The 25,554-nt window shown below is 65.0% G+C and carries 24 protein-coding genes and 1 pseudogene; 20 read left to right on the forward strand and 5 right to left on the reverse strand.

The features are described 5' to 3' along the window. The first annotated feature begins 8 nt into the window (after positions 1-8). From IRZ77_RS02355 to IRZ77_RS02420, 14 genes are all read left to right on the forward strand, one after another. Positions 9-926: an enoyl-CoA hydratase gene (locus IRZ77_RS02355; protein WP_108481182.1), complete on the forward strand. Its 918-nt coding sequence runs from the start codon at positions 9-11 to the stop codon at positions 924-926. Next, positions 923-2,047, forward strand: coding sequence for an NAD(P)H-dependent flavin oxidoreductase (locus IRZ77_RS02360; RefSeq protein ID WP_258229938.1), 1,125 nt, complete (start codon positions 923-925; stop codon positions 2,045-2,047). Before IRZ77_RS02355 ends, IRZ77_RS02360 begins: the two co-directional genes overlap by 4 nt. Next, positions 2,044-2,796 carry an enoyl-CoA hydratase family protein gene (locus IRZ77_RS02365; RefSeq protein WP_108481180.1) on the forward strand — a complete coding sequence of 251 codons (753 nt, stop codon included), beginning with the start codon at positions 2,044-2,046 and terminating at the stop codon, positions 2,794-2,796. The genes IRZ77_RS02360 and IRZ77_RS02365 overlap by 4 nt, the downstream gene beginning before the upstream one ends. 9 nt (positions 2,797-2,805) lie before the next feature. Beyond that, a complete protein-coding gene (locus IRZ77_RS02370; protein ID WP_108481179.1) occupies positions 2,806-3,969 on the forward strand; it encodes an acyl-CoA dehydrogenase family protein in 1,164 nt (387 codons plus the stop codon). 10 nt (positions 3,970-3,979) lie between these two features. Further along, positions 3,980-5,038 carry an acyl-CoA dehydrogenase family protein gene (locus tag IRZ77_RS02375; RefSeq protein ID WP_196172802.1) on the forward strand — a complete coding sequence of 353 codons (1,059 nt, stop codon included), beginning with the start codon at positions 3,980-3,982 and terminating at the stop codon, positions 5,036-5,038. A gap of 3 nt (positions 5,039-5,041) precedes the next feature. Then, positions 5,042-6,193 (forward strand): acetyl-CoA C-acetyltransferase, encoded by a 1,152-nt coding sequence (locus tag IRZ77_RS02380; RefSeq protein WP_108481177.1) that lies wholly within the window; start codon positions 5,042-5,044, stop codon positions 6,191-6,193. A 35-nt stretch (positions 6,194-6,228) separates the two neighbouring features. After that, positions 6,229-7,107, forward strand: a complete 879-nt coding sequence (locus IRZ77_RS02385) for an SDR family oxidoreductase (RefSeq protein ID WP_108481176.1) — start codon at positions 6,229-6,231, stop codon at positions 7,105-7,107. Positions 7,108-7,146: 39 nt separating this feature from the next. After that, on the forward strand, positions 7,147-7,932 hold the full coding sequence (locus IRZ77_RS02390; RefSeq protein WP_108481175.1) for an SDR family oxidoreductase: 786 nt from the start codon (positions 7,147-7,149) through the stop codon (positions 7,930-7,932). A 10-nt stretch (positions 7,933-7,942) separates the two neighbouring features. Further along, the gene (locus IRZ77_RS02395) at positions 7,943-8,413 is read left to right on the forward strand and encodes a MaoC family dehydratase (protein WP_108481174.1); all 471 of its coding nucleotides are present in this window, start codon (positions 7,943-7,945) and stop codon (positions 8,411-8,413) included. A 6-nt stretch (positions 8,414-8,419) separates the two neighbouring features. After that, complete coding sequence (locus tag IRZ77_RS02400) at positions 8,420-9,628, forward strand: acetyl-CoA C-acyltransferase (RefSeq protein WP_153670888.1); 1,209 nt, start codon at positions 8,420-8,422, stop codon at positions 9,626-9,628. A gap of 174 nt (positions 9,629-9,802) precedes the next feature. After that, entirely contained in the window at positions 9,803-10,798 is a 996-nt protein-coding gene (locus IRZ77_RS02405; RefSeq protein ID WP_108481042.1) for a WD40/YVTN/BNR-like repeat-containing protein, read from the forward strand. Between the two features lie 192 nt (positions 10,799-10,990). Then, a complete protein-coding gene (locus IRZ77_RS02410; RefSeq protein WP_375136303.1) occupies positions 10,991-12,319 on the forward strand; it encodes a DUF1329 domain-containing protein in 1,329 nt (442 codons plus the stop codon). Positions 12,320-12,448: 129 nt separating this feature from the next. Further along, on the forward strand, positions 12,449-13,489 hold the full coding sequence (locus IRZ77_RS02415; RefSeq protein WP_108481040.1) for a Rieske 2Fe-2S domain-containing protein: 1,041 nt from the start codon (positions 12,449-12,451) through the stop codon (positions 13,487-13,489). Between the two features lie 53 nt (positions 13,490-13,542). Beyond that, the gene (locus tag IRZ77_RS02420; RefSeq protein ID WP_153670889.1) at positions 13,543-13,716 is read left to right on the forward strand and encodes a hypothetical protein; all 174 of its coding nucleotides are present in this window, start codon (positions 13,543-13,545) and stop codon (positions 13,714-13,716) included. Between the two features lie 62 nt (positions 13,717-13,778). Here IRZ77_RS02420 and IRZ77_RS02425 read toward each other — a convergent pair whose 3' ends face one another. The 5 genes and pseudogenes from IRZ77_RS02425 to paaY all read right to left on the reverse strand — a co-directional run bounded on the left by IRZ77_RS02425 (position 13,779) and on the right by paaY (position 18,877). Then, a complete protein-coding gene (locus tag IRZ77_RS02425) occupies positions 13,779-14,735 on the reverse strand; it encodes an electron transfer flavoprotein subunit alpha/FixB family protein (RefSeq protein ID WP_153670890.1) in 957 nt (318 codons plus the stop codon). 1 nt (position 14,736) lies between these two features. Next, positions 14,737-15,486, reverse strand: coding sequence for an electron transfer flavoprotein subunit beta/FixA family protein (locus IRZ77_RS02430; RefSeq protein WP_108481038.1), 750 nt, complete (start codon positions 15,484-15,486; stop codon positions 14,737-14,739). A gap of 120 nt (positions 15,487-15,606) precedes the next feature. Continuing rightward, a pseudogene (locus IRZ77_RS02435) lies at positions 15,607-16,406 on the reverse strand (DUF1264 domain-containing protein). Between the two features lie 870 nt (positions 16,407-17,276). Then, the gene (paaX, locus tag IRZ77_RS02440) at positions 17,277-18,200 is read right to left on the reverse strand and encodes a phenylacetic acid degradation operon negative regulatory protein PaaX (RefSeq protein WP_181381639.1); all 924 of its coding nucleotides are present in this window, start codon (positions 18,198-18,200) and stop codon (positions 17,277-17,279) included. 77 nt (positions 18,201-18,277) lie between these two features. Further along, positions 18,278-18,877, reverse strand: a complete 600-nt coding sequence (paaY, locus tag IRZ77_RS02445; RefSeq protein ID WP_046614145.1) for a phenylacetic acid degradation protein PaaY — start codon at positions 18,875-18,877, stop codon at positions 18,278-18,280. Between the two features lie 354 nt (positions 18,878-19,231). Between paaY and paaF the strand changes: the two genes are divergently transcribed. The 6 genes from paaF (at position 19,232) to paaK (ending at position 25,438) form a co-directional block, all read left to right on the forward strand. After that, complete coding sequence (gene paaF, locus IRZ77_RS02450) at positions 19,232-20,005, forward strand: 2,3-dehydroadipyl-CoA hydratase PaaF (RefSeq protein ID WP_108481036.1); 774 nt, start codon at positions 19,232-19,234, stop codon at positions 20,003-20,005. Positions 20,006-20,039: 34 nt separating this feature from the next. Beyond that, positions 20,040-20,831: a 2-(1,2-epoxy-1,2-dihydrophenyl)acetyl-CoA isomerase PaaG gene (paaG, locus tag IRZ77_RS02455; protein WP_013972608.1), complete on the forward strand. Its 792-nt coding sequence runs from the start codon at positions 20,040-20,042 to the stop codon at positions 20,829-20,831. Positions 20,832-20,833: 2 nt separating this feature from the next. Next, entirely contained in the window at positions 20,834-22,351 is a 1,518-nt protein-coding gene (paaH, locus tag IRZ77_RS02460; protein WP_108481035.1) for a 3-hydroxyacyl-CoA dehydrogenase PaaH, read from the forward strand. Continuing rightward, positions 22,344-22,784: a hydroxyphenylacetyl-CoA thioesterase PaaI gene (gene paaI / locus IRZ77_RS02465; RefSeq protein ID WP_085600918.1), complete on the forward strand. Its 441-nt coding sequence runs from the start codon at positions 22,344-22,346 to the stop codon at positions 22,782-22,784. The genes paaH and paaI overlap by 8 nt, the downstream gene beginning before the upstream one ends. After that, positions 22,777-23,997, forward strand: a complete 1,221-nt coding sequence (gene pcaF, locus IRZ77_RS02470) for a 3-oxoadipyl-CoA thiolase (RefSeq protein WP_108481034.1) — start codon at positions 22,777-22,779, stop codon at positions 23,995-23,997. The genes paaI and pcaF overlap by 8 nt, the downstream gene beginning before the upstream one ends. Before the next feature lie 121 nt (positions 23,998-24,118). After that, a complete protein-coding gene (paaK, locus tag IRZ77_RS02475) occupies positions 24,119-25,438 on the forward strand; it encodes a phenylacetate--CoA ligase PaaK (RefSeq protein WP_046614151.1) in 1,320 nt (439 codons plus the stop codon). Positions 25,439-25,554: the final 116 nt, after the last annotated feature.

The raw sequence follows: 25,554 nt of genomic DNA on the forward strand, positions 1-25,554 counted from the left end.
ACTCGCACATGCACAGCAGCGACAGCCAATTCGTCAGCCGCGAGGACGTGGCCGTGTACGAGACCCAGGACCCGGTGCTGTATGCCGTGGCGGACGGGATCGCCACGCTCACCCTCAATCGCCCGACGTTCAACAACGCGCAGAACTCGCAGATGACCTACGCCCTGGACGCGGCCTTGCGCCAGGCAGTAGACGACGACAGCGTCAAGGTCATCGTGCTGTGCGGTGAGGGCCGGCACTTTTCCGCAGGCCACGACATCGGCACCCCCGGCCGCGACATCAACAAGCCGTTCGAACGTGCGCACCTGTGGTGGGACCACACCAACAAGCCCGGTGGCGAGCAACTGTATGCCCGAGAGCAGGAAGTCTACCTGGGCATGTGCCGACGCTGGCGCGAGCTGCCCAAGCCGACCATCGCCATGGTCCATGGCGCCTGCGTGGCCGGTGGGCTGATGCTGGCATGGGTGTGTGACCTGATCGTCGCCAGCGACGATGCGTTCTTCCAGGACCCGGTGGTGCGCATGGGCATCCCGGGGGTGGAGTACTTCGCCCACCCCTACGAGCTGAACCCACGCATCGCCAAGGAATTCCTGTTCTGTGGCGAGCGCATGAGCGCCGACCGTGCCTACCAGATGGGCATGGTCAACCGTGTGGTGCCGCGCGACCAGTTGCAGGAGGTGACCTACGCCCTGGCGGCGAGCATCGCCCGTCAGCCGCGCATGGGCCTGGCCCTGACCAAGCAGGCGATCAACCACGTTGAAGACCTGCAAGGCAAGCGCACGGCCATGGATGCTGCGTTCGCCTGGCACCATTTCGCCCATGCCCACAACGAGCTACTTTCGGGTGACAAGCTCGGCGGTTTTGATGCCAAAGGGATGGCCCAGGCCAACAAGCAGGCGCTGCGCGCCGAAGGGGGCGAACGGTGAGCCGCTGGATGAACACCGCGCTGACCGAGGCGCTGGGCTGCCGTTACCCGGTGGTGCAGACGGCCATGGGCTGGGTCTCCGATGCCAACCTGGTGATCGCCACCACCCAGGCCGGCGGCTTCGGCTTCCTGGCCGGCGCGACGATTGCCGCCGAGGCGCTGGAGAGCGAGATCCGCAAGGTGATCGACGCCACCGGCAGCAGCAACTTCGGCCTCAACTTCCACATGTTCCAGGACAACGCCGCGCAGTGCGTCGACCTGGCCATCCGTTATCGCCTGCGCGCCGTCAGCTACGGGCGCGGGCCGGATGCGCAGACCATCGCCCGCTTCAAGGCGGCCGGGGTGCTGTGCATTCCCACCGTCGGCGCTCTCAAGCATGCGCTTAAGGCCCAGCAGCTCGGCGCCGACCTGATCACCTTGCAGGCGGGCGAGGGTGGTGGCCATACCGGTGGCGTACCGGGCTCGATCCTGTTGCCGCAGGTGCTGGCAGCGGTAAGCGTGCCGGTGATCGCCGCGGGCGGGCATTCCACCGGGCGTGGCCTGGCCGCCGCACTTGCCGCCGGTGCCAGTGGCATCGCCATGGGCACGCGGTTCCTCATGACTCGCGAATCGCCGACCCCGGCCAGCACCCTGGCGCGCTACCTCAAGGTCGACGACCCGCAGCAGGTGCGGGTGACCACGGCGGTGGACGGCATGCGCCACCGCATGATCGAGAACCGCTTCATCAATCGCCTCGAGCAGGCCGGGCCGTTCGGTCGCCTGCGCATCGCCCTGGCGAGTGCCTGGCAATGGAAGCAACAGACCGGCATGAGCCTGGCGCACATGGGCACGGTGTTCGTCCGGGCCCTGCGCGAAGACCCGGCGGCGCTGTCGCAGGTGGTCATGGCCGCCAACCAGCCGGTGCTGCTGCAGCGCTCGATGGTCGATGGCGAACCGGACGCCGGCATCCTGCCCAGCGGCCAGGTGGCGGCGGTGATCAGCGAGCTGCTGAGCTGCCGCGAGGTCATCGACGGCATCGTCGCCGAGGCCAACCAGTGCCTGGAAACCTTGCTCGCCCGCTGCCCGGCCGAACCTTCGGCAACCCCCAACGACAGACTTGCCCACAGCGGAGAACGCTCATGAACCCGGCCTTCACCACCCAGATCGACCAGGGCATTGCCGAGCTGGTCATCGACAAACCACCGGTCAACGCCCTCGACAGCCAGCAATGGCGCGCCCTGGCCGCGCAAATCACGGCACTGGGCGCCGTCCCGGAGGTGCGCGTCATCGTTATCCGCGCCGAGGGCCGCGGCTTCTGTGCCGGCGTCGACATCAAGGAACTGGACGCCCACCCCGAGCGCATCGTCGAGGTCAACGCCGGCAACTACGAGACCTTCAAGGCCGTGCACCGCAACCCGGTGCCGGTGATCGTCGCCGTGCACGGCTTCGTGCTGGGCGGCGGTATCGGCATCACCGGTGCCGCCGACATCGTCGTGGCCGCCGACTGCACGCGCTTTGCCCTGCCGGAAGTGGACCGTGGCGCCATGGGCGGCGGCGCCCACCTGCAGCGACTGTTCCCGGTGCAGAAGGTGCGTTACCTGTTCTTCACCGGGGACAGCATCGACGCCACCCAGGCCCAGGCCTACGGCTTCATCGAGCGCGTGGTGCCCCGGGCGCAACTGCGGGAAACGGCGCTGGAGATTGCCGCACGCATCGCCGCCAAGAGCCCGGGGATGATCCGCATCGCCAAGGAGGCCTTGAACGGCATCGAGGACGGCAACCTGGAAGACAAGTACCGCTGGGAGCAGGGCTTCACCCTGCAGGCCTACTCCAGCCCCGACTCGGCGGAAACCCGCCGGGCGTTTGTCGAAAAACGCGACGCCAAGTTCTGAGGGAACGCCATGCAACTGACCTATACCCCCAAGCAGCAGGCCTTTCGCGCCGAAGTGCGGGCATGGCTTGCCCACAACCTGCCCCGCGAGCCGCTGGCCAGCTACGACACCCGGGAAGGCTTCGAGCAGCACCGCGCCTGGGAAGCCAAGCTGTTCGAGAGCCGCTGGTCGATGGTGATGTGGCCCGCCGAGCTCGGTGGGCGCGGCTGCGACCTGATCGAATGGCTGATCTTCGAGGAAGAGTACTACGGCGCCGGGGCGCCGATGCGGGTCAACCAGAACGGCCAATTGTTGCTCGGCCCGACCCTGATGGAGTTCGGTACAGCCGAACAGAAGCGCCGCTTCCTGCCGCGCATGGCGGCCAGCGTCGACATGTGGGCGCAGGGCTGGTCGGAACCCAACGCCGGCTCCGACATGGCGGCGATCACCAGTAAGGCGCTGCTCGACGGTGACCACTACGTGCTCAATGGCCAGAAAACCTGGTCGACCCGGGCGATCTTCGCCGACTGGCTGTTTGGCCTGTTCCGCAGCGAACCCGGCTCCAGCCGCCATCATGGCCTGTCGTTCCTGATGGTGCCGCTCGACGCGCCCGGGGTCAGCATTCGCCCGATCAAGGCGCTCAACGGCAAGGATGCCTTCGCCGAAGTGTTCTTCGATGAGGTACGCGTGCCGGTGGCCAACCGCATCGGTGCCGAGGGCCAGGGCTGGCATGTGGCGATGGCCACCGCCGGTTTCGAGCGCGGGCTGTTGCTGCGCTCGCCGGCGCGCTTCCAGTACACCGCGCGCAAGCTGGTGGAGCTGTTCAAGGCCCACCCTGAAAGCGCCGGGCGCGACCCGGCGCTGGGCGATGCGGTGATCGACTGCTGGATGGGCGCCGAAGCCTATGCCTTGTCGGCCTACCACACGGTCGGGCGGCTGGCCCGCGGCGAGCATATCGGTGCCGAGTCGAGCATCAACAAAATCATCTGGTCGGAGCTTGACCTGAAGATGCACGAAACCGCCATGCGCCTGCTGGGTGCCCGTGGCGAGCTGCTGGCCGGTGCACCGGCGGCGGGCGACGCCGCTGGCTGGCTGGAAGGCTTCCTGTTTGCCCAGGCCGGGCCGATCTACGCCGGTACCAACGAGATCCAGCGCAACATCATCGCCGAGCGCATGCTCGGCCTGCCCAAGTAAGGACCAGGCCATGGACTTCACCTTTACCGATGACCAGCTGTCGTTCCGCGAGGCCATCAGCCGTTTCCTGATGACCGAGGCCGCCCCGGAGATGCTCCGCGAAATCTGGGAAACCGACGCCGGCCGCTCGCCGGACCTGCGCAACCGCATCGCCGCCCAGGGCCTGACCGCATTGTCGGTGCCCGAAGCCGAGGGCGGGCTGGGCATGGACGACGTGGCCTGGGCCCTGATGACCCAGGAGCTGGGCTACTACGGCATCCCCGACTCGTTGGCTGACACTGCCTATGTGGCCACCGGCCTGCTGGCCAGCCTCGACCCCGGCCACCCGGCGCGGGCCGAGCTGCTGCCGCGCATTGCCGAGGGCAGCGTGCGCCTGGCGATCAGCCACGGCATCAACCCGCTGGTCAGCGATGCCCAGCTGGCCGAGGTGCTGATCCTGCCGGCGGGCGACGACCTGCACCTGGTGCCGCGTGCGGCGGTGGATGTGCAGGCCAACGCGAGTATCGATGCCTCGCGGCGCCTCGGCCAGGTCAGCTGGAACCCGACGCCGCAAACCCTGCTGGCCGCCGGCGAGCAAGGCCGGCGCCTGCAGGCGCAGATGCTCGACCGCGGCGCGCTGTCGGTGGCGGGGCAGTTGCTCGGCCTGGCCCAGCGCATGCTCGACCTGTCGGTGGACTACGTGGCCCAGCGCAAGCAGTTCGGCCGGCCGATCGGCAGCTTCCAGGCGGTCAAGCACCACCTGGCCGACGTGGCGCGCCAGATCGAGCAGGCCAAGCCGGTGCTGTACCGCGCCGCCCATGGCCTGGCCCAAGGCGAGGCGAGCGCCTCGGTGTGGGTCTCGCAGGCCCGCCTGGCGTGTTGCGAGGCTAGCTGGCTGGCGGCGCGTCAGGGCATCCAGATACATGGGGCAATGGGGTACACCTGGGAAGTCGACCTGCAGATGTTCATGAAGCGGGCCTGGGCGCTGGATGCGTCCTGGGGCGAACGCGGTTTCCACAAGTCCCGTGTCGGCGCCTACCTGTTCGCCGACAACACCCGGCTCGGGCCGGGGCATACCTTCGAGGAGTAGCACATGGCAGAGGCATATATCGTCGATGCACTGCGCAGCCCTACCGGCAAGCGCAAGGGCGCGCTGGCCGAGGTGCACGCCATCGACCTGGGCGCGCATGTGCTCAAGGCCCTTGTGGCGCGCAACGCCATCCCGGCCGAGGATTACGACGACGTGATCTTCGGCTGTGTCGACACCATCGGTGCCCAGGCCGGCGACATCGCCCGCACCAGCTGGCTGGCCGCCGGCCTGCCGCTGTCGGTGCCGGGCACCACGGTCGACCGCCAGTGCGGTTCGTCTCAGCAGGCACTGCACTTTGCCGCCCAGGCGGTAATGAGCGGCACCCAGGATGTCGTCGCCGTCGGCGGCGTGCAGACCATGACCCGCATTCCGATCTCGTCGGCGATGCTCGCCGGGCAGCCGCTGGGCTTCGCCGACCCTTTCAGTGGCAGCGAGGGCTGGCGTGCACGTTTCGGCACGCAACCGGTCAACCAGTTCTATGCTGCCCAGCGTATCGCCGACCATTGGCAGATCAGCCGCGAGCAGATGGAGGTGTTCGCCCTGGAAAGCCACCGTCGGGCGTTGGCGGCCGCTGCCAGTGGGCGCTTCGCTCGCGAGATCGTTGGCTATCGGGGGCTGAGCGTAGATGAAACGCCGCGCCAGAGCAGCCTGGCGAAAATGGCCGAGCTGCAGCCGGTCGATCCGCGGTTTCCGTCCATCACGGCAGCGGTGTCGAGCCAGACCTGCGACGCCTCGGCGGCGCTACTGGTGGTTTCCGAGGCCGCGCTCAAGCGCTATGACTTGACCCCACGGGCGCGCATCCACCACCTGACGGTGCTTGGCGACGACCCGATCTGGCACCTCACCGCGCCGATCGCCGCCACCCGCCGGGCCTTGCAACGTACCGGCCTTCGCATGGCCGATATCGACCGGGTGGAAATCAACGAAGCGTTCGCCTCGGTGGTGATGGCCTGGGCCAAGGAACTCGACTACGACCCGGCACGCACCAACATCAATGGCGGTGCCATCGCCCTCGGCCACCCGCTTGGCGCGACCGGCGCCCGGCTGACCACGACGTTGCTCAACGAACTGGAATGCACCGGTGGCCGCTATGGCTTGCAGACCATGTGCGAGGGCGGCGGCCAGGCCAACGTGACGATCATCGAGCGCCTTTGAGCCGCGCTCTTCATTCCAAGCAAAAGGATTCTGACATGGCGATATGTGAAGGCCGCACCGTGATCATCACCGGTGCCGGCGGCGGACTGGGCCGCGCCTATGCACTGGCATTTGCCGCGCAGGGCGCGCAGGTAGTGGTCAACGACATCCGTGCCGACGCTGCCCAGGCGGTGGCCGACGAGATTTGTGCCAGCGGTGGCCAGGCCATTGGCAACAGCGACGACATCACCAGCCTGGCCAGCGCCCAGCGCATCATCGACGCGGCGCTTGCGGCGTTCGGCGAGGTACACGTACTGGTCAACAACGCCGGGGTACTGCGCGACCGCATGTTCATCAGCCTGGAGGAGGACGACTGGGATGTAGTGATGCGCGTGCATCTCAAGGGGCATTACTGCCTGGCCAACCTGCTCGGGCGCCGTTGGCGCGACCTGGCCAAGGCCGGCACGCCGGTGGCCGGGCGGATCATCAACACCAGCTCCGGGGCCGGGCTGCAGGGCTCGATCGGCCAGTCCAACTATGCCGCGGCCAAAGGCGGCATCGCCGCGCTGACGCTGGTGCAGGCGGCGGAGCTGGCGCGCTACGGGGTCACGGCCAATGCCCTGGCACCAGCCGCACGTACGGCGATGACCGAAAGCGCGATGCCCGATGTGGTCAAGGCGCCGGAGGACGGCAGTTTCGATGCCTGGGCGCCGGAGAACGTCGCGCCGCTGGTGGTGTGGCTGGGCAGTGTCGAGTCCGCCCAGGTGACCGGGCAGGTGTTCGAAAGCCAGGGTGGGCGGATCTCGCTGGCCGATGGCTGGCGCACCGGCACCACCCAGGACAAGGGCGGGCGCTGGCAGGTCGAGGAAATCGGCCCGGCCGTGGCGCAGATCCTGGCCGAGGCACCCGCTGCACAACGGGTCTGGGGCAGCTGATTCAGCGCCTGCAGACCATCGAACCGAGGAAAACCCCCAATGATACACGTTCCCCCTTATGTACCCGGCCACCAGCTGCTGGCTGGCAAGTCGGTGCTGATCACTGCTGCCGCCGGTGCGGGCATCGGTTATTCGGCAGCCCGGCGCAGCGCCGAGGAAGGCTGCCGAGCCTTGATGATTTCCGATGTGCACCCACGACGCCTGGAAGAGGCGGTGGAGCGCCTGAAGGTGGAAACCGGCCTGCACGCCATTTACGGCCAGCTGTGCGATGTCACCGTGGAGGCCGATGTGCAGGCCTTGGTCGACCGCGCCGAGAGCTTGCTGGGCGGCGTCGATGTGCTGATCAACAACGCCGGGCTCGGCGGCCAGAAGGCCGTGGTCGAGATGACCGACCAGGAGTGGTCTCGGGTGCTGGATGTGACCCTGACCGGCACCTTCCGCATGACCCGGGCGATGCTGCCGCACATGCAGCGACGCGGCGCCGGAGCAATTGTCAACAACGCCTCGGTGCTGGGCTGGCGGGCACAGAAGGAGCAGGCCCACTATGCCGCGGCCAAAGCCGGGGTAATGGCACTGACCCGCTGCAGCGCGCTGGAGGCGGCCGAGCATGGCGTGCGTATCAACGCGGTGTCGCCGTCGATTGCCTTGCACGACTTCCTCAAGAAGGCCTCCAGCGAAGCGTTGCTGGCCAGCCTTGCCAGCCGCGAGGCCTTTGGCCGTGCCGCCGAGGTCTGGGAGGTCGCCAACGTGATGATGTTCCTGGCCAGCGACTACGCGTCGTACATGGTCGGTGAAGTGTTGTCGGTCAGTTCGCAGCAAGCCTGAGGAGCGCACCATGAGCCATGTATTCGACAGCGCCCAGGCCTTGCTCGCCGCCGAGGGCATCGACCTGGGTCACACTGAATGGCTGACCATCGACCAGCCGCGCATCGACCTGTTTGCCGAAGCCACGGGTGACCACCAGTGGATTCATGTCGACCCGGAACGGGCCGCGCAAGGTCCATTCGGTGCCTGCATTGCCCACGGTTACCTGACTTTGTCGCTGGTCAACCTGTTCCTGCCGCAGCTGCTCACCATCGACAACCTGGCCATGGGGGTGAACTACGGTAGCGACCGGGTGCGCTTCCCGGCGCCGGTGCGCGTCGGTGCGCGAGTGCGGGGCCGTGGCCAGATCCTGCGCGCCGAGCAGCTGGCCGACAACGTGCAGCTGGTGGTGCGGGTCAGCGTCGAGATCGAGGGCGAAAGCCGCCCTGGTTGCGTGATCGACACCATCAGCCGTTACACCTTCAACCCCGTTACCGAGTGAGCCGTCATGGACCAGAATGAAGCCGTCATCGTTGCCACCGCCCGTACCGCGTTGGCCAAGTCGTTCCGTGGGTCGTTCAACGACACCGAGGCCCCTGTGCTGGGCGGGCACGTGGTGCGTGCCGTGGTCGAGCGCAGCGGGGTCGAGCCCGCGGCGATCGACGATGTGATCATGGGCGCCGCCGTGCAGCAGGGCACCCAGGCCTACAACATTGGCCGGCTGTGTGCCTATACCGCCGGGCTGCCACACAGTGTGCCGGGCATGGCGGTGGACCGCATGTGCGCCTCTGGCCTGATCAGCATCGGCATGGCCGCCAAGGGCATCGTCACTGGCGAACTGAACATTGCCGTCGGTGGGGGCGTGGAGTCGCTGTCGCTGACCCAGACCAAGCACAAGAACAGCTACCGGGCGCAGTCCCAGGCGGTGCAGGCAGTGATGCCGGACGCCTATATCCCGATGCTGGAAACCGCCGAGATCGTTTCGCGCCGTTATGGCATCAGCCGCGTGGCGCAGGACGAGTATTCACTGCAGAGCCAGCTGCGTACAGCGGCTGCCCAGCGTGACGGGTTGTTTGACGATGAACTGGTGCCGCTGGAGGTCGACAAGCTGCTGTTCGACCAGGACGGCCAGCCCGCCGGGCATCAGCGGGTGCGCGTCGAGCGTGACGAGTGCAACCGCCCGGGCACCCGCCTGGAGGACCTGGCCGCGCTCAAGCCGGTATGGAAGGAGGGCAGGTGGGTGAGCCACGGCGAATTCGTCACGGCGGGCAATGCCTCGCAGTTTTCCGATGGTGCGTCGGCCAGCCTGCTGATGAGCCGCGCCGAGGCGCGCAGGCGTGGTCTGACGCCCTTGGGCATCTATCGTGGCATCGCCCTGGCAGGGTGCGCGCCGCAGGAAATGGGCATCGGGCCAGTGCTGGCCGTGCCGAGGCTGCTCAAGCGCTTTGGCCTGGGCGTGGCGGATATCGGCCTGTGGGAGATCAACGAGGCGTTTGCCTGCCAGGTGCTGCATTGCCGGGATGCGCTGGAGATTCCGCCGGAGCGGTTGAATGTGAACGGCGGGGCGATTGCCATCGGGCATCCGTTTGGCATGTCGGGTGCGCGGATGGTGGGGCATGTGTTGCTGGAAGGGCGCCGGCGAGGGGTGCGCTATGTGGTGGTGGCGATGTGCATCGGGGGTGGAATGGGGGCGGCGGGGTTGTTCGAGTTGCCTTGAAGCGTGCCTGGGATTTTTGGTACCTGGGATTTTCTTGCCTTGAGTTTTCCAGCGCCTGTGAGATCGAGTGCCGCGGGGGCGGCGCTGATCCCACTCCCCGCTACCCCATTTGGACGATGTCCCCAGCCCCCCCCAGCCGGATGATCCAGGCACAATTCCAAGAGGGTCATCCTAATGAAGCCTGCCTCGCGCCAGCTGACCGGTTATGTCATGAGCGCCATCGTCATCGCCGCCGTGGTCTTTGCGTTCGCTCCCCGTCAACCCGCGCCGCTGGCCGTCACCGAGGTGCTGGCCGACCGGGTCCAGGTCAATGCGCTGATCAGCAGCGGGGACCGGCTGATTGCCGTCGGTGAGCGCGGCACGCTGCTGGCCAGCCGCGACAGCGGTCGCAGCTGGCGCGCCAGCCAGCCCGGCGCCGGGCGCGCGGTAACCCTGACCGGCGTGGCCGCCCTGAGCGATCAGGTCCTGGTTGCAGTGGGCCACGATGGCTGGATCCTGCGCTCGGGCGATGCGGGCCAGACCTGGCAGGAAAAACACTACGATGCCGACCTGGGGGAGCCATTGCTGGGCGTGTGGAGCGCAGACGGCAAGCGGGTGGTGGCCTACGGCAGCTATGGCAAGTTCCTGGTCTCCGACGATGCCGGTGAGCACTGGGCCGCGCGTGAGATGCCTGGCGACGGTGCCCACTTCAACGGCCTTGATGGCGACGCCGACGGCCGCCAGATGCTGGTCGGCGAGCAGGGCCTGGTGCTGCGCTCCAGCGATGGCGGCCAGCACTGGCAGCAGTTGGCTGCCTTCTACAATGGCTCGCTGTTCGGGGTGGTGCGCCTCTCGGCCAACTCCTGGCTGGCCTATGGCATGCGTGGCCATGTCTTCCGCAGCCGCGACTTTGGCGACAGCTGGGAGCGGGTAGAGGTCGGCAGCAGCCAGCCGATCTACGGTCACGCCCGCTTGCCAGGGCAGGCCGGGCTGGTGCTCGTGGGCGGCGGTAGCCGGCTGATTCACCTGGATGCCAAGGGTGACCTGCTCGGCATCGACCAGCTCAGTGGCCTGGGTACCCTGACATCGGCCGTGGGCCTGAGCGGTCGCCACCTGCTGGTAGCCGGCGAACGTGGCGTGTTCCAGGGGGCACAACCTGACGTGGCGCTGAGCCTGGAGGCGCGGCCATGAGCGGCGCGGTATTCCTGGTGCCGGCGCTGCTGGCCTGAACCCATCGCATCCGGCCGCTGCGTTAGTCCGTGCGGACGATGCTGCTGCTGCGAGGGCCTGCCGATACTTGGCCACCGCTATCGGTAACCAAGGAGAACAACAATGACCGAGACTACACTGGCGCGCCACGGCCTGGCCCTGAGCTTGCTGCTGATGGTTGCAGCGCCGGGTGTGGCGCTGGCCGAGCCTGCGGATGTCGAGCGCCTGGGCAAGGACCTGACCTGCGTCGGCGCCGACCCCAGCGGCAATGCCGACGGCAGCATCCCGCCATTCTCCGGCAAGTGGCTGGGCGTGCCGCCGCACGTTGCGTTCAAGGGTACCGGCCAGCATCCGGTCGACCCGTACCCGGACGAGAAGCCTTTGTTCGTGATCACTGCAGACAACCTGGGGCAATACGCCGATGCCCTGTCTGACGGGCAGAAGGCGCTGTTCAAGTTGTACCCGGCCACCTTCAGGATGCCGGTCTACCCCAGCCATCGGGATTTCCGCTTCGACGACGCGGTGTGCCAGGCGACCCGCGAGAACGCCAAGGTGGCCAGGCTGGTGGACGACGGTGAAGGCGTGGTCGGCAAGACCGGCGGCACGCCATTCCCGGTACCGCGCAGCGGCCTGGAACTGTTGAAGAACGCTTCGACCTTCACCTTGCGGGCCTGGACCGAGGAATACATCTCCGACAACGCCTACGTGCTCAGGGATGGCAACATCAACTGGGGCCGCGTGCATTCGCGCAACCTGGCGCCGGCACTGGAGCCGGGGAAGGTCGGCGACACGGTGGGCAACTCGTCGTTCTACCTGAACGAAACCCTGTTGCCGCAACGCGACAAGGGCGAGATCAACACTGGCACCGAGTTCTGGAACGACAAGGCCGAGCCGCGCCAGGCTTGGCGTTACGACCCAGGCACGCGGCGGGTGCGGCAGTCGCCTGGCTATGGCTTCGACATGTCGTTCCCGGGCAGTGGCGGCTCGATCACCGTCGATGAGGTACGCCTGTTCAACGGCTCGGGCCAGCGGTACGACTGGAAGATCGTCGGCAAACGGGAAATGTTCATCCCCTACAACGCATACCGCTTGCATGCGCCGGACCTCAAGTACGCCGATCTGCTGATGCCTGGGCACATCAACCCGCAGGCCATGCGCTACGAGCGCCACCGGGTATGGGAACTGGAAGGCACGCTGAAACCGGGTTACCGCCACTTGTATGGCAAGCGCAAGCTGTACATCGACGAAGACACCTGGTTCCCGATGCTGGCCGACAACTACGACAGCCGTGGCGAGCTGTGGCGGACCTCGATGGTCAACTACTTCTATGCCTACGAGTCGCAACGGCCCCAGGCCGGCGTCGGCCTGTACCACGACCTCAACGCCGGCAGCTACCTGGCGTTCAACCTGATCAACCAGCAGCGCACCGGCTACCTGCTCAACCGTCCAGGCTTCAGCCCGCGCGACTTTGGCCCGGAGGCGGCACGACGCTTTGGCCAATGAGTGCCGACCTAGTCCGAATGAAGGATGAGGGCCCGGCACGGCTGCTCAAAGATAGCTGCCAGGTAATCCCCTCCGCACCGCAGGGGTATTGCCGGTGATTGGCGTACCCCCTACAGGAATAACAAGAACATGACCAAACTCGCCGAACTCTCCATCGACAGCGCCCAGCGCACCCACCGCTACGCCCGCGGCTGGCATTGCCTGGGGGTCGCCGACGACTACCGTGATGGCAAGCTGCACACTCTGAACGTGTTCGGCACGCGCCTGGTGGCCTTTGCCAGCAGTACCGGTGCCATCAGCATTCTCGATGCGTTCTGCCCGCACATGGGCGCCGACCTGTCCCAGGGCACCATCGAGAACGACACCGTGGTCTGCCCGTTCCACCACTGGAAGTACGACACCAGCGGCAAGTGCGTGGAAATCCCTTACTGCAAACGCATCCCGCCCAAGGCCAAGACCCGCAGCTGGCTGACCTGTGAGGCAAACAACCTGCTGTTCATCTGGAACAACCCGGAAGGGCGCCCGCCGAAGGAGGGCGTGGTCATTCCGCGCCTGCCGGAGATGGACGACCCTGAGTGGATCCATGACTGGAACATCGACACCATGTTGATCGAGACCAACCCGCGCGAGCTGGTCGACAACCTGGTTGACGCCCAGCATTTCGGGCCTGTGCATGGCACCCCGACCAAGTATTTCGCCAACGAGTTCGAAGGGCATATCGGCCGGCAGATCTTCCATGGCGACTCGGAGCGCCTGGGCGGCGACCTGATTGCGCCGTCGGCGTACTACGGCCCGGCCACCCACTTCACCGAGCTCAGCTCGATGTTCGGCGAGGTGCGGGTGCATGCGATCCTGCTCAACAGCCACGTGCCGGTGACCCCGGACAGCTTCGTGCTGCGTTTTGGTTGCATGGTCAAGCGCGTGCCGGGCCTTACCGATGAGCAGAACGGCGAAATCGCCAAAGCCTACGTCAGGAGCAACCGCGAGTCATTCTACCAGGATGTGGACATCTGGAAGCACAAGGTGCGCATCGACAAGCCGGTACTGGCTGAAAACGACGGCCCGGTGTACCAGCTGCGCGAGTGGTACCAGCAATTTTTCACCGACGAAGACCAGGTACCGGCGAGCATGGCCGAGCTGCGCAGGATCGTCACGGTGGATGAACGCTGAGTGATTGCGCCCTGCCTGCCAGCCTGGCAGGGCGCCGGATCAAGAGGTTTGCCATGAAGATACAGCGCTTGCTGGCCTATTGCGTGCCGCTGTCGGTGATGTTGATCATCGGCCTGACGTTGCTGGCCTCGGCTGCACCGGAATCTGCCGGGGCCAGGGCTTGTCGGCAGATACCGGGTTGCATGAGCATTCTGCCGAGCTTCCAGGGGTTCCCTGGGGTTCGCTGAATGGTGCAGCCACAAAAAAGCCCGACCCTCGATTTGAAGGCCGGGCTTCTTGCATTGGTGGATCAGGCCAGTTGTTCAAGCTCCGGAACCGCTTCGAACAGGTCAGCGACCAGGCCGTAGTCGGCTACCTGGAAGATCGGTGCTTCTTCATCCTTGTTGATCGCCACGATCACCTTGGAGTCCTTCATGCCAGCCAGGTGCTGGATCGCGCCGGAGATACCGACGGCGATGTACAGCTGTGGCGCGACGATCTTGCCGGTCTGGCCGACCTGCATGTCGTTCGGCACGAAGCCGGCGTCGACTGCAGCGCGCGAAGCACCGACGGCAGCGCCGAGCTTGTCGGCCAGGCTGTACAGGTGCTTGAAGTTGTCACCATTGCCCATGCCACGGCCGCCGGAAACGACGATCCTGGCAGCGGTCAGCTCTGGGCGGTCGGACTTGGCCAGCTCTTCGCCCACGAAGGCCGAGATGCCAGCGTTATGCACAGCGCCGACCGCTTCGATGGCAGCCGAACCACCTTCGGCAGCCACGGCGTCGAAGCCGGTGGTACGCACGGTGATGACCTTGATGGCAGCGCTCGATTGTACGGTGGCAATGGCGTTACCGGCATAGATCGGGCGCTTGAAGGTGTCGGCGGACTCGACCGAGATGATCTCGGAAATCTGGTCCACGTCCAGCAGCGCGGCAACGCGCGGCAGGATGTTCTTGCCGTTGGTAGTGGCCGGGGCCAGCACGTGGCTGTAGCCCTTGGCCCCGCCTTGCTCAACAAGAGCAACGATCAGCGGCGCGACGTTTTCCGGCAGCACGTGGGCGTAGGCAGCGTTATCGGCAACCAGCACTTTGGCCACGCCAGCGATCCTGGCAGCGGACTCGGCAACGCCGCCCACGTTCTGGCCAGCGACCAGCACGTGCACATCACCACCGATCTTGGCGGCAGCGGCAACAGTGTTCAGGGTGGCCGGGGCTACGGCACCGTTTTCCAGACCTTGTGAAAGGTCAGCGACAACCAGGATAGTCATATCAGATTACCTTCGCTTCGTTCTTCAGCTTCTCGACCAGTTCGGCCACCGATTTGACCTTGATGCCAGCGCTACGGGCAGCCGGAGCTTCAACCTTCAGGGTCTTGTTGGTGGAGGCGAGGGAAACGCCCAGCGCGTCTGGAGTAACGGTCTCCAGCGGCTTCTTCTTGGCCTTCATGATGTTCGGCAGCGACGCGTAGCGTGGCTCGTTCAGGCGCAGGTCGGTAGTGACGATGGCCGGCAGGTTCAGTGCAACGGTCTGCAGGCCGCCGTCGATTTCACGGGTGACGTTCAGCTTGTCGCCAGCCACTTCGACCTTGGAGGCGAAGGTGCCCTGGGCGAAACCGGTCAGCGCAGCCAGCATCTGGCCGGTCTGGTTGTTGTCGCTGTCGATGGCCTGCTTGCCGAGGATGACCAGCTGCGGCTGCTCTTTGTCGACAACGGCTTTCAGCGCCTTGGCCACGGCCAGGGAATTCAGTTCGTCAGCGGCTTCGACCAGGATGGCACGATCGGCACCCAGGGCCAGGGCGGTACGCAGTTGCTCCTGGGCAGTGGCCGGGCCGACGGAAACGACGACGATCTCGGACGCGACACCCTTTTCCTTCAGGCGTACGGCTTCTTCCACGGCGATTTCGCAGAAGGGGTTCATGGACATCTTGACGTTAGCAAGGTCGACGCCGGAGCTGTCCGCCTTGACGCGAACCTTGACGTTGTAGTCGACCACTCGTTTGACGCTTACCAATACCCTCATAGGCTCTCCAGTCATTGATGTTACGAATGCGGGGTAGGGGGGTTGCCTGGTAATGACGGTATCGCAGCGGGTGCGGGTGGGGATCGTCCGTTTCAACTAGCGGCCGGCTGTTACCTCGGATCAGAGCGGCTCACTTGAGCGGCTATTGGTTTTCTCTGGGGTTGATGTAGCGGGATGGTGCAGGTAGGTACCGTTCGGATCGGTAATCTGGAAGACGTTACCGTGCCGCCAACCATCAGCATGGGGGTCTGCTGCTGGGACTCGAATGTTGGCCCGCTGAGCTTTGATCTTGGCAGAATCCACTCCCAGACGCGATTGCGCTGCTCGACCATGTCAGCGTTCGCTTGGCCGTCTGCTGTGAATCCCATCATCAACTGTGGTACGCCGACGGGAAGTGCTTTGTCCTGGTCTGTGTGCCAGGTGTGCCATGTCTTCCCATAAGTATGAGCAAGCCGCTCCACGAGCATATGTTCAGCAGACGCAGGGATCCCGGGAGCGATCAATTGCCCAGAGGAGACCTCATAGCCATGGCTGTGCCACATCGACTTCTCCTTGATCGGCAACGAAGCGAACAGCTTCTCGTCGATGATGTACTCGACGCCCATGATCTTCGCATCCTTGGTGTTGCCGTCGAAGATGACGCACTGGATGACATCCTCATTCAGGATGGAGCAGTAATGATGCGCTTCCATCTGCAGGTCCGGATGCCCGTTGTAAAAGTGAAAGCCATCCAGGTAGGCGTTGATAGCCTCAATGGGGGGCTTGGATTGCAATGCGGCTGCTCCGGCTTCCAGCAGGTGGGTTTTGGCTGACGCGGGCCTGCCAGGTGTCTCCACTGGTGACTTTGTATCGGTAGCGGAGCAAGCCCACAGCAGGCTACAGGCGAGAGAAAAGGAAATCGATTGAAGTAACTGGCGCATGAGCATGTCTCTGGTTGTAGTCCCTAGAGGACAACCTTGGCTTGGTAAGCGGACAGCCCAACAGACGAATGGCCGGATTCAGAGAGCAAACGCGGTGGTGACAGTCACAGTCACTGCATGTGCGAAGCTCACCCAATACGTCATTTAACATAATACTCATTATGCGCTAGTCTGTATTTGGTCACTTGACCACGAGTGAGCCACTTTGGGACCAAGGAATGCTCCCTGGTCTAGATAAACCGTCCTGATCCGTCGCTCGCTTACCATCACAAGCGCCAACTTGGGGCCTGTATGCGTCAGCCTCGTCTTTTGGACTGTTGGTTACAGCTGGACATCAGGCCAGGCCATTGCACCTGAACCCAGAGTGTTTAAATGAAGCTTGGTACGGTCACCTTCGACTTTGTTTCCCAGGAAAACCCGGTGCATGCATTGCCACGCTGACGACAAGTGCCTGTCAGTCAGTGCCTTGGAGGTTGCCACGCTGCTCATCGCTGGCAACCGAACACCCGGTGGATCGCTTGACGCGGTCAATTGTTGGAGCCCGCCTTGTGTCGCCATGGGCTTGCAAGGTAGCCCCCGGCAATTCATGCCTTTTCTTTGAAACTTTGGGGCCGCTGCGCAGCCCATCGCGGCACAGGGCCGCTCCTACAAGGGCCCGCGCAGGATTGGGAAGAAAGTTGATTACACTTAATGCAGGCCTCAAGCCTGCAAGCGCTATGACCAGTGCAAGCGACATCAGACACATCAGGACCGCGCGATACTTGAGGCCAAGGCACTCCCCATTTGCCGCGCTTAATATGCAAAATGGGTATAACTACACTAAATACTCATTTAGCGTAGTTATATAGAACCCGCCTCTGCACCCAATCCTCAAACAAGCCCGCCAAAACGCCTGTAAAAGCCTTCATTCACATCCGGCAAAGGCCCATCAGCCGTCTCCAGCGCTGCATTCAGCCATTCTTCCGCCTTGGCAAACACAAGCCGATAGAGGTTACGGCACAACTGCCGCGCGGCCCTTCCCTCCCAATCCCCAGGCAGTAGCTCGTCCGGCAGCTGCGGATCGCGCAGCAGCAGCCGGCGGTATTCGTGAATCAGCAGCGTTCGTGCCAGGAAACAATCCTGCGCATCGAGCTGTTGCTGCTCTTTCAAACCTTGCCAAAGTGGCCTGAACAGCTGGATGAACTCGCTGTACTGCTGCCCCAGCTCGTCGATTCGCCAGCTTTCCCGAACCTGGGCGCGCATGGCCTTGGATGCCAGCACTTCCTGGGTGTGGGTTTCGAAGACGATGCTGTCGTCGCTCGCCTCCAGGTCACGCAAGGTGGTGGCCAGGTCGGCGCGGTCTGCCCGTGGGCAGCCCAGCAGGTTCGGCGCCATGGCCCCGAAGCCCTGCCATTCCAACTCTTCACGCAAAGCCTTGCGTTTGCCGGCCTCCAGTTGCGAGAGCAACACCAGCGTCCAGGCACCGTCCCAGGCTGGCTGGCTCGGGCTGTAGACCCGCTTGAAGGCTTTCTCGAACCGCCGGCGGCCCGTACCTGTCAGGCTGTAGTAACTGCGGCGGCCGACCTTTTCGGCGGTGAGCCAGCCTTCCTTGGTAAGGCGGAAGATCGATGTGCGGATCAGGCGCTCGTTGATGCCGATCGGCTCCAGCAGGTTGATCAGGCTGCCCAACCAAACGGTTCCGCCGTGGGGTTCGATGGCGTCGCCGTATAAAGTGATGATCAGGGAACTGGCGCGGATTGGCGTCTGTTCCTGGAAGCGGGTGATCAAGTTGTTCAGTGGGGCGAGATTGCTCATGGGCGAACTATGCGCGGTTAAAGCACCGACTATACCTGCGCGGCGTGCCGCGTGGCCATTGCGCGACGCTGCCAGGCTCATGCCGATGCCTGGCCTTTGGGCCTGACGCCGGTGTCTTCCATGCGTGGGCGCTCGGGCTCGACCTCGGTCAGCGGCGGGCATTCGACCATGCTGTTCATGCAGCGTTGCGCCAAGTGTTGGTACTCCGCCGTGCCGCGTTGCTTCCAGGCCAGTTCCTGTTCGGTCAACGGGCGTTTGACCTGAGCTGGCGAGCCCATCACCAGGCTTTGCGCCGCACATTCGAAGCCCGCCTTGACGAATGCCGTGGCCGCGACAATGCAACGCGGTGCCACATGGGCACCATCCATCACCACTGCGTTCATGCCGATCAAGGCGTCTTCGCCCACGCGGCAGCCGTGCAGCACGGCACCGTGCCCGACATGCCCGTTGCGTTCGACCACCGTATCGCCACCCGGGAAACCGTGCATCACGCAGGTGTCCTGCAGGTTGGCGCCCTCCTCCAGCACGATACGACCGAAATCCCCCCTCATTGATGCCAGGGGGCCGACGTAGCAACGAGGGCCGACGATGACATCACCGATCAGCACGGCGCTGGGGTGCACGTAGGCTGTCGGATGAACCACGGGCGTCAGGCCGTCCAGTCGATAGCAAGGCATGGCAAAGCTCCTGAAATGATTTCAAATGCGCCTTGATCTTGTATCACAATCTTGTGGTGCGTCAATCAGCATGGTCGTGTATCGCTTTTGCTGGAGTCATCGCGCTCCCATAAATTCAGCATTATGCGTTGAATACAGGGTGATGAAGCGATTCAACATCATGAAACCCTTTGCTGAGGCAGTTGTCACTCACACAAAAAGAGATACATGAAACAATTTTGGATGTTGCATTGTTGTATCGCGTAATGCATATACTGGTTCCACCTGGACGTGATCCCGCATCACGCCCCTGCAAACAATTCCAAGAAATGCCGGCCCCACGATGTGCCGTGCGTGCAGCCAGAGGAACCCGACATGCCGCGATATCTCGATGTGCAGGCGCCCGACCACGGTGTGCTGCTCATTACTTTGCAACGGCCCGAGGCACTCAACGCCCTGTGCACCGAGCTACTGGCAGAGCTGGCCGCCGCGCTGGAAGCGGCCGGGCAAGACGAGCAGACCCGCGCGGTGGTCATCACCGGCAGCCGCAAGGCATTCGCCGCAGGCGCCGATATCCGCGAAATGGCCGAGCGCGATCTGGTCGGCATCCTCAACGACCCCCGGGTGGCCCACTGGCAAAGCATCGCCGCCTTCCCCAAGCCACTGATCGCCGCCGTCAACGGCTATGCCCTGGGTGGCGGCTGCGAACTGGTGATGTGCGCCGACATCGTCATCGCCGGCAGCGACGCCCGTTTCGGCCAGCCGGAAATCAACCTCGGCATCATCCCCGGCGCCGGTGGCACTCAGCGCCTGCTGCGGGCTGTAGGCAAGCCGCTGGCCATGCAAATGGTGCTGACCGGCGAAGCCATCACCGCCCGTCATGCCTTGCAGGCCGGGCTGGTCAGCGAAATCACCCAGCCGGAACTCACCGTCGAACGCGCCCTGCACGTCGCCCGCAGCATCGCCGCCAAGGCCCCGCTGGCGGTGCGCCTGGCCAAGGAAGCGCTGCTCAAGGCCGGCGATACCGACCTGGCCAGCGGCCTGCGTTTCGAACGCCATGCCTTCACCCTGCTGGCCGGCACCGCCGACCGCGACGAAGGCATCCGTGCCTTCCAGGAAAAACGCCAGGCCCGCTTCCAGGGCCGCTGATCACCTTTCCCTCGACTGACGGAGCGAGTCTGTCATGACTTTCCAGCACATCCTGTTTTCCATCGAGGACGGCGTCGCCCTCCTCTCGTTGAATCGCCCCGAGCAGCTGAACAGCTTCAATACCGCCATGCACCTGGAAGTGCGCGAGGCACTCAAGCAAGTACGCCAGAGCAGCGAAGCACGGGTGTTGTTGCTGACTGCCGAAGGCCGTGGATTCTGCGCCGGCCAGGACCTGTCCGACCGCAACGTCGCCCCGGGCGCCGAGATGCCGGACCTGGGCGAATCGATCGACAAGTTCTACAACCCGCTGGTGCGCACCCTGCGCGACCTGCCGCTGCCGGTAGTCTGCGCGGTGAACGGTGTGGCTGCCGGTGCCGGTGCCAACATTCCGCTGGCTTGCGACCTGGTGCTGGCGGCCCGCTCGGCCAGCTTCATCCAGGCCTTCTGCAAGATTGGCCTGGTACCCGACTCCGGCGGTACCTGGCTGCTGCCGCGCCTGGTCGGCATGGCGCGGGCCAAGGCCCTGGCGATGCTGGGCGAGCGCCTGGGCGCCGAACAGGCCCAGCAATGGGGGCTGATCCACCGCGTGGTGGACGATGCCGCGCTGCGCGACGAAGCCCTCACCCTTGCCCGACAGCTCGCCACCCAGCCCACTTACGGCCTGGCCCTGATCAAGCGCAGCCTCAACGCCAGTTTCGACAACGGTTTCGATGAACAGCTGGAACTGGAGCGCGACCTGCAGCGCCTGGCCGGGCGCAGCGAGGACTATCGTGAAGGCGTGAGTGCCTTCATGAACAAGCGCACGCCGGCATTCAAGGGGCGTTGATCATGAGCGCACTCGCAAGCAACGCTCAGGTGGCGGTGATCGGTGCGGGCGCCATGGGCGCAGGCATCGCTCAGGTTGCGGCTCAGGCCGGCCACCCGGTAAAGCTCTACGACAACCGCCCTGGCGCGGCAGCCCAGGCGGTGGCCGGCATAGAGCGGCAACTTGCCCGCCTGGTGGAAAAAGGCAAGTTGCCGGCTGCCGAACGGGAAGCCATCAGCGCCCGGCTGTGCCCGGTGGACCACCTCGAAGCCCTGGCCGATGCTCGCCTGGTGATCGAGGCCATCGTCGAGAACCTGCAGGTCAAGCAAGCGCTGTTCAACCAGCTGGAAGCCTTGTGCGCCACCGACTGCATACTCGCCAGCAACACCTCGTCGCTGTCCATCACCAGCCTCGCCGCCGGGCTGCAGCGCCCGCAACAGGTGGTTGGCATGCATTTCTTCAACCCGGCACCGCTGATGGCCCTGGTCGAAGTGGTCGCGGGCCTGGCCACCGCCCCGGCCGTTGCCACGTGCATTCATGCCACCGCCCAGGCCTGGGGCAAGCAGCCGGTGCACACACGCTCCACGCCGGGCTTCATCGTCAACCGTGTGGCGCGGCCGTTCTACGCCGAGAGCCTGCGCCTGCTGCAGGAAGGCGCAGCCGATTGCGCCAGCCTCGATGCGCTGCTGCGTGATGCCGGTGGTTTCCGCATGGGCGCGTTCGAACTCACCGACCTGATTGGCCACGATGTCAATTACGCCGTCACCTGTTCGGTCTTCGATGCATTTTACGGCGACTTCCGCTTCCAGCCTTCGCTGGTGCAGAAGGAACTGGTGGACGCGGGCCGCCTCGGGCGCAAGACCGGCCAAGGCTTCTATAGCTATGCCGAAGGCGCCGAACGCCCGCAGCCAGCCGAACTGCACAGCCCCGCCATCGTCGACGCCTGCGTCGTCGAAGGCGACCTGGGGGTGATGCAGCCGCTGATCGAACGCCTGCGCCAAAGCGGCATCGCCGTGACCCAGCGCGCCGGCAGCGGCTTGCTCCACGTGGGCGATGCCACCCTGGCGCTGTCCGATGGCCGCCTGGCCAGCCAGCGGGCCCGGGACGACGGCCTGCGCAACCTGGTGCTGCTGGACCTCGCGCTGGACTACACCACCGCCACCCGCCTCGCCATCAGCTGGTCGGCCGACACCAGCGACAACGCTCGCGACCAGGCGGTGGCCTTGCTGCGGCGTGCCGGCCTGAAGGTAACGGCGGTCGCCGACCTGCCCGGCCTGGTGGTGCTGCGTACCGTGGCGATGCTCGCCAACGAGGCCGCCGATGCTGTGCTGCAAGGTGTCGGCAGCGCCGCTGACATCGACCTGGCCATGCGTGCCGGCGTCAACTACCCCTGCGGCCCGCTGGCCTGGGCCGCGAACATCGGCATCCCCCACACCCTGCGCGTGCTCGACAACCTGCAGCGCAGCTACGGCGAGAGCCGCTACCGCCCTTCCCTGCTGTTACGCCGCTGCGAAGCCAAAGGAGGCACCCTGCATGACTGAAGTCGAACTGGCACAAGCCTGTGCCGAGGCCATGTACGCCCGCGACCAGGCCACCCAGGGCCTGGGCATCCGCCTGCTGGAAGCCGGCCCGGGCCAGGCGTGCCTGCGCATGCTGGTACGCGCCGACATGATCCAGGGGCATGGCACCTGCCATGGCGGTTTCCTGTTCGCGCTGGCCGACTCGGCTTTTGCCTTCGCCTGCAACAGTTACGACCAGGCCACTGTCGCCCTGGGCTGCAGCATCGACTACCTGGCCCCGGCGCTGCGCGATGATGTACTTACCGCCCGCGCCAGCGAGGTCAGCCGCAAGGGCCGTACCGGCCTTTACGATGTCCGCATCGAGAACCAGCGCGGTGAGCTGGTGGCGATGTTCCATGGCAAGTCCTACAAAGTGCGCGGCACCGTGCTGGCGCAGGAGACGCAAGATGACTGAACACACCTTGGCCGATGCCTTGATCATCGACGCCGTGCGCACCCCCATCGGCCGTTATGCCGGGGCCTTGAGCGGCGTGCGCGCCGATGACCTGGCCGCCATCCCGCTCAAGGCCCTGATCCAGCGCCACCCCGGGCTGGACTGGAAAGCCATCGACGACGTCATCCTCGGCTGCGCCAACCAGGCTGGCGAGGACAACCGCAACGTCGCGCACATGGCCAGCCTGCTGGCCGGGCTGCCGATCGAAGTGCCCGGCACCACCATCAACCGCCTGTGTGGCTCCGGCCTGGACGCCATCGGCAATGCAGCCCGCGCCCTGCGCTGCGGCGAAGCCGGGCTGATGCTGGCCGGCGGCGTGGAGTCGATGTCACGCGCACCGTTCGTCATGGGCAAGTCGGAGCAGGCGTTCGGCCGTGCGGCCGAGCTGTTCGACACCACCATCGGCTGGCGCTTCGTCAACCCGCTGATGAAGGCAGCCTTCGGTACCGATTCGATGCCGGAAACGGCCGAGAACGTTGCCGAGCGGTTCGGTATTTCCCGCGCCGACCAGGACGCCTTTGCCCTGCGCAGCCAGCACAAGGCCGCCGCCGCCCAGGTACGTGGGCGCCTGGCACGGGAAATCGTGCCGGTCCAGATCCCGCAGCGCAAAGGCCCGGCCAAAGTGGTCGAGCACGACGAACATCCCCGCGGCGATACCACCCTGGAGCAACTGGCCAGGCTGGGTACCCCGTTCCGCGACGGCGGCAGCGTGACCGCCGGCAATGCCTCCGGGGTCAACGATGGTGCCTGCGCCCTGCTGCTCGCCAGCAGCGCTGCCGCGCGTCGCCATGGCCTGAAGGCCCGCGGCCGCATAGTCGGCATGGCGGTGGCAGGGGTCGAACCACGGCTGATGGGCATCGGCCCGGTGCCGGCTACCCGCAAGGTGCTGGAACTTACCGGGTTGTCGCTGGCCGACATGGACGTCATCGAGCTCAACGAGGCTTTTGCCGCCCAGGGCCTCGCGGTGCTGCGCGAGCTCGGCCTGGCCGACGACGACGAGCGGGTCAACCGCAATGGTGGTGCCATCGCCCTGGGTCACCCGTTGGGCATGAGTGGTGCACGCCTGGTCACCACCGCATTGCACGAGCTGGAAGAAACCGCCGGACGCTACGCCTTGTGCACCATGTGCATCGGCGTTGGCCAGGGCATCGCGATGGTCATCGAACGCCTCTGAGCGGCTGGGACCATCGCCTTGTTACCGAACCGAACGCAGCCGTATATGCTGCTTCCATGACACTCACCGCACGGCCTGCAACCGGTGCCGCGCGGCGTACAAGAACAATTCGAGTGAAGCCATGAACATGTACCATGATGCCGATCGTGCTCTGCTGGACCCGATGGAAACCGCCAGTGTCGACGCCTTGCGCCAGCACCAGCTGGAGCGCCTGCGCTGGAGCCTGAAGCACGCCTATGACAACGTGCCGCTGTACCGTCAGCGTTTTGCCGAATACGGCGCCCACCCCGACGACCTCAAGTGCCTGGAAGACCTGGCGAAGTTCCCCTTCACCGGCAAGAACGACCTGCGCGACAACTACCCCTACGGCATGTTCGCCGTGCCCCAGCAAGAGGTGGTGCGCCTGCACGCCTCCAGTGGCACCACCGGCAAGCCGACAGTGGTGGGCTACACCCAGAACGACATCGACACCTGGGCCAATGTGGTCGCCCGCTCGATCCGCGCCGCGGGCGGGCGCAAGGGGGACAAGGTGCATGTCTCCTATGGCTACGGCCTGTTCACTGGCGGGCTTGGCGCGCATTACGGTGCAGAGCGCCTGGGCTGCACGGTGATCCCCATGTCCGGTGGCCAGACCGAAAAGCAGGTGCAGCTGATTCGCGACTTTCAGCCCGACATCATCATGGTCACCCCTTCCTACATGCTCAACCTGGCCGACGAGATCGAGCGCCAGGGCATCGACCCGCAAGACCTCAAGCTGCGCCTGGGCATATTCGGCGCAGAGCCGTGGACCGATGAGCTGCGCCGCTCGATCGAGCAAAGGCTGGGCATCGATGCCCTCGACATTTATGGCCTGTCGGAAATCATGGGGCCAGGAGTGGCGATGGAGTGCATCGAAACCAAGGATGGCCCGACCATCTGGGAGGACCATTTCTACCCCGAGATCATCGACCCGGTCACCGGCGCGGTGCTGCCGGACGGCCAGCTGGGCGAACTGGTGTTCACCTCGCTGAGCAAGGAAGCGTTGCCCATGGTGCGCTACCGCACCCGCGACCTCACTCGCCTGCTGCCCGGCACCGCCAGGCCGATGCGGCGGATTGGCAAGATCACCGGCCGCAGCGATGACATGCTGATCATTCGCGGGGTCAACGTGTTCCCGACCCAGATCGAGGAGCAGGTGCTGAAAATAAAACAGCTTTCAGAGCTTTATGAGATTCACCTGTATCGTAATGGCAACCTGGACAGTGTCGAGGTGCATGTGGAACTGCGTGCGGAGTGCCAGCAACTCGATGAAGGCCAGCGCAAGCTGTTGACCGGGGAGCTGACCAAGCAGATCAAGACCTATATCGGCATCAGCACCCAGGTATGCCTGCAGCCCTGCGGCACCCTCAAGCGTTCCGAGGGCAAGGCCTGTCACGTGTTCGACAAACGGTTGGCCAGCTGATTCATTCGGCTGCCTTTACGGCCCCGGCATCGTCCGGGGCTTTTTTTTGCCTTAGAGATTGCTGGGGGCGCTTTGCGCCCCTTTCGCGACGCAAGGCCGCTCCTACAGGGGAACGC

This window comes from Pseudomonas pudica (assembly GCF_015680405.1).
In the GTDB taxonomy this organism is placed as follows: Bacteria; Pseudomonadota; Gammaproteobacteria; order Pseudomonadales; family Pseudomonadaceae; genus Aquipseudomonas; species Aquipseudomonas pudica.

Excerpts from the sequence above, each read along its gene's own strand:
- paaX (WP_181381639.1), bottom strand. The coding sequence starts at position 18,200 with ATGAGCAATCTCGCCCCACTGAACAACTTGATCACCCGCTTCCAGGAA.
- IRZ77_RS02420 (WP_153670889.1), top strand. The coding sequence starts at position 13,543 with ATGAAGATACAGCGCTTGCTGGCCTATTGCGTGCCGCTGTCGGTGATG.
- paaY (WP_046614145.1), bottom strand. The coding sequence starts at position 18,877 with ATGCCTTGCTATCGACTGGACGGCCTGACGCCCGTGGTTCATCCGACA.
- IRZ77_RS02405 (WP_108481042.1), top strand. The coding sequence starts at position 9,803 with ATGAAGCCTGCCTCGCGCCAGCTGACCGGTTATGTCATGAGCGCCATC.
- IRZ77_RS02385 (WP_108481176.1), top strand. The coding sequence starts at position 6,229 with ATGGCGATATGTGAAGGCCGCACCGTGATCATCACCGGTGCCGGCGGC.
- IRZ77_RS02425 (WP_153670890.1), bottom strand. The coding sequence starts at position 14,735 with ATGACTATCCTGGTTGTCGCTGACCTTTCACAAGGTCTGGAAAACGGT.
- IRZ77_RS02355 (WP_108481182.1), top strand. The coding sequence starts at position 9 with ATGCACAGCAGCGACAGCCAATTCGTCAGCCGCGAGGACGTGGCCGTG.
- IRZ77_RS02415 (WP_108481040.1), top strand. The coding sequence starts at position 12,449 with ATGACCAAACTCGCCGAACTCTCCATCGACAGCGCCCAGCGCACCCAC.
- IRZ77_RS02430 (WP_108481038.1), bottom strand. The coding sequence starts at position 15,486 with ATGAGGGTATTGGTAAGCGTCAAACGAGTGGTCGACTACAACGTCAAG.
- IRZ77_RS02395 (WP_108481174.1), top strand. The coding sequence starts at position 7,943 with ATGAGCCATGTATTCGACAGCGCCCAGGCCTTGCTCGCCGCCGAGGGC.
- IRZ77_RS02370 (WP_108481179.1), top strand. The coding sequence starts at position 2,806 with ATGCAACTGACCTATACCCCCAAGCAGCAGGCCTTTCGCGCCGAAGTG.
- paaI (WP_085600918.1), top strand. The coding sequence starts at position 22,344 with ATGACTGAAGTCGAACTGGCACAAGCCTGTGCCGAGGCCATGTACGCC.
- IRZ77_RS02380 (WP_108481177.1), top strand. The coding sequence starts at position 5,042 with ATGGCAGAGGCATATATCGTCGATGCACTGCGCAGCCCTACCGGCAAG.
- paaF (WP_108481036.1), top strand. The coding sequence starts at position 19,232 with ATGCCGCGATATCTCGATGTGCAGGCGCCCGACCACGGTGTGCTGCTC.
- IRZ77_RS02390 (WP_108481175.1), top strand. The coding sequence starts at position 7,147 with ATGATACACGTTCCCCCTTATGTACCCGGCCACCAGCTGCTGGCTGGC.
- IRZ77_RS02400 (WP_153670888.1), top strand. The coding sequence starts at position 8,420 with ATGGACCAGAATGAAGCCGTCATCGTTGCCACCGCCCGTACCGCGTTG.
- IRZ77_RS02375 (WP_196172802.1), top strand. The coding sequence starts at position 3,980 with ATGGACTTCACCTTTACCGATGACCAGCTGTCGTTCCGCGAGGCCATC.
- pcaF (WP_108481034.1), top strand. The coding sequence starts at position 22,777 with ATGACTGAACACACCTTGGCCGATGCCTTGATCATCGACGCCGTGCGC.
- IRZ77_RS02365 (WP_108481180.1), top strand. The coding sequence starts at position 2,044 with ATGAACCCGGCCTTCACCACCCAGATCGACCAGGGCATTGCCGAGCTG.
- IRZ77_RS02410 (WP_375136303.1), top strand. The coding sequence starts at position 10,991 with ATGGTTGCAGCGCCGGGTGTGGCGCTGGCCGAGCCTGCGGATGTCGAG.
- paaK (WP_046614151.1), top strand. The coding sequence starts at position 24,119 with ATGAACATGTACCATGATGCCGATCGTGCTCTGCTGGACCCGATGGAA.
- paaG (WP_013972608.1), top strand. The coding sequence starts at position 20,040 with ATGACTTTCCAGCACATCCTGTTTTCCATCGAGGACGGCGTCGCCCTC.
- paaH (WP_108481035.1), top strand. The coding sequence starts at position 20,834 with ATGAGCGCACTCGCAAGCAACGCTCAGGTGGCGGTGATCGGTGCGGGC.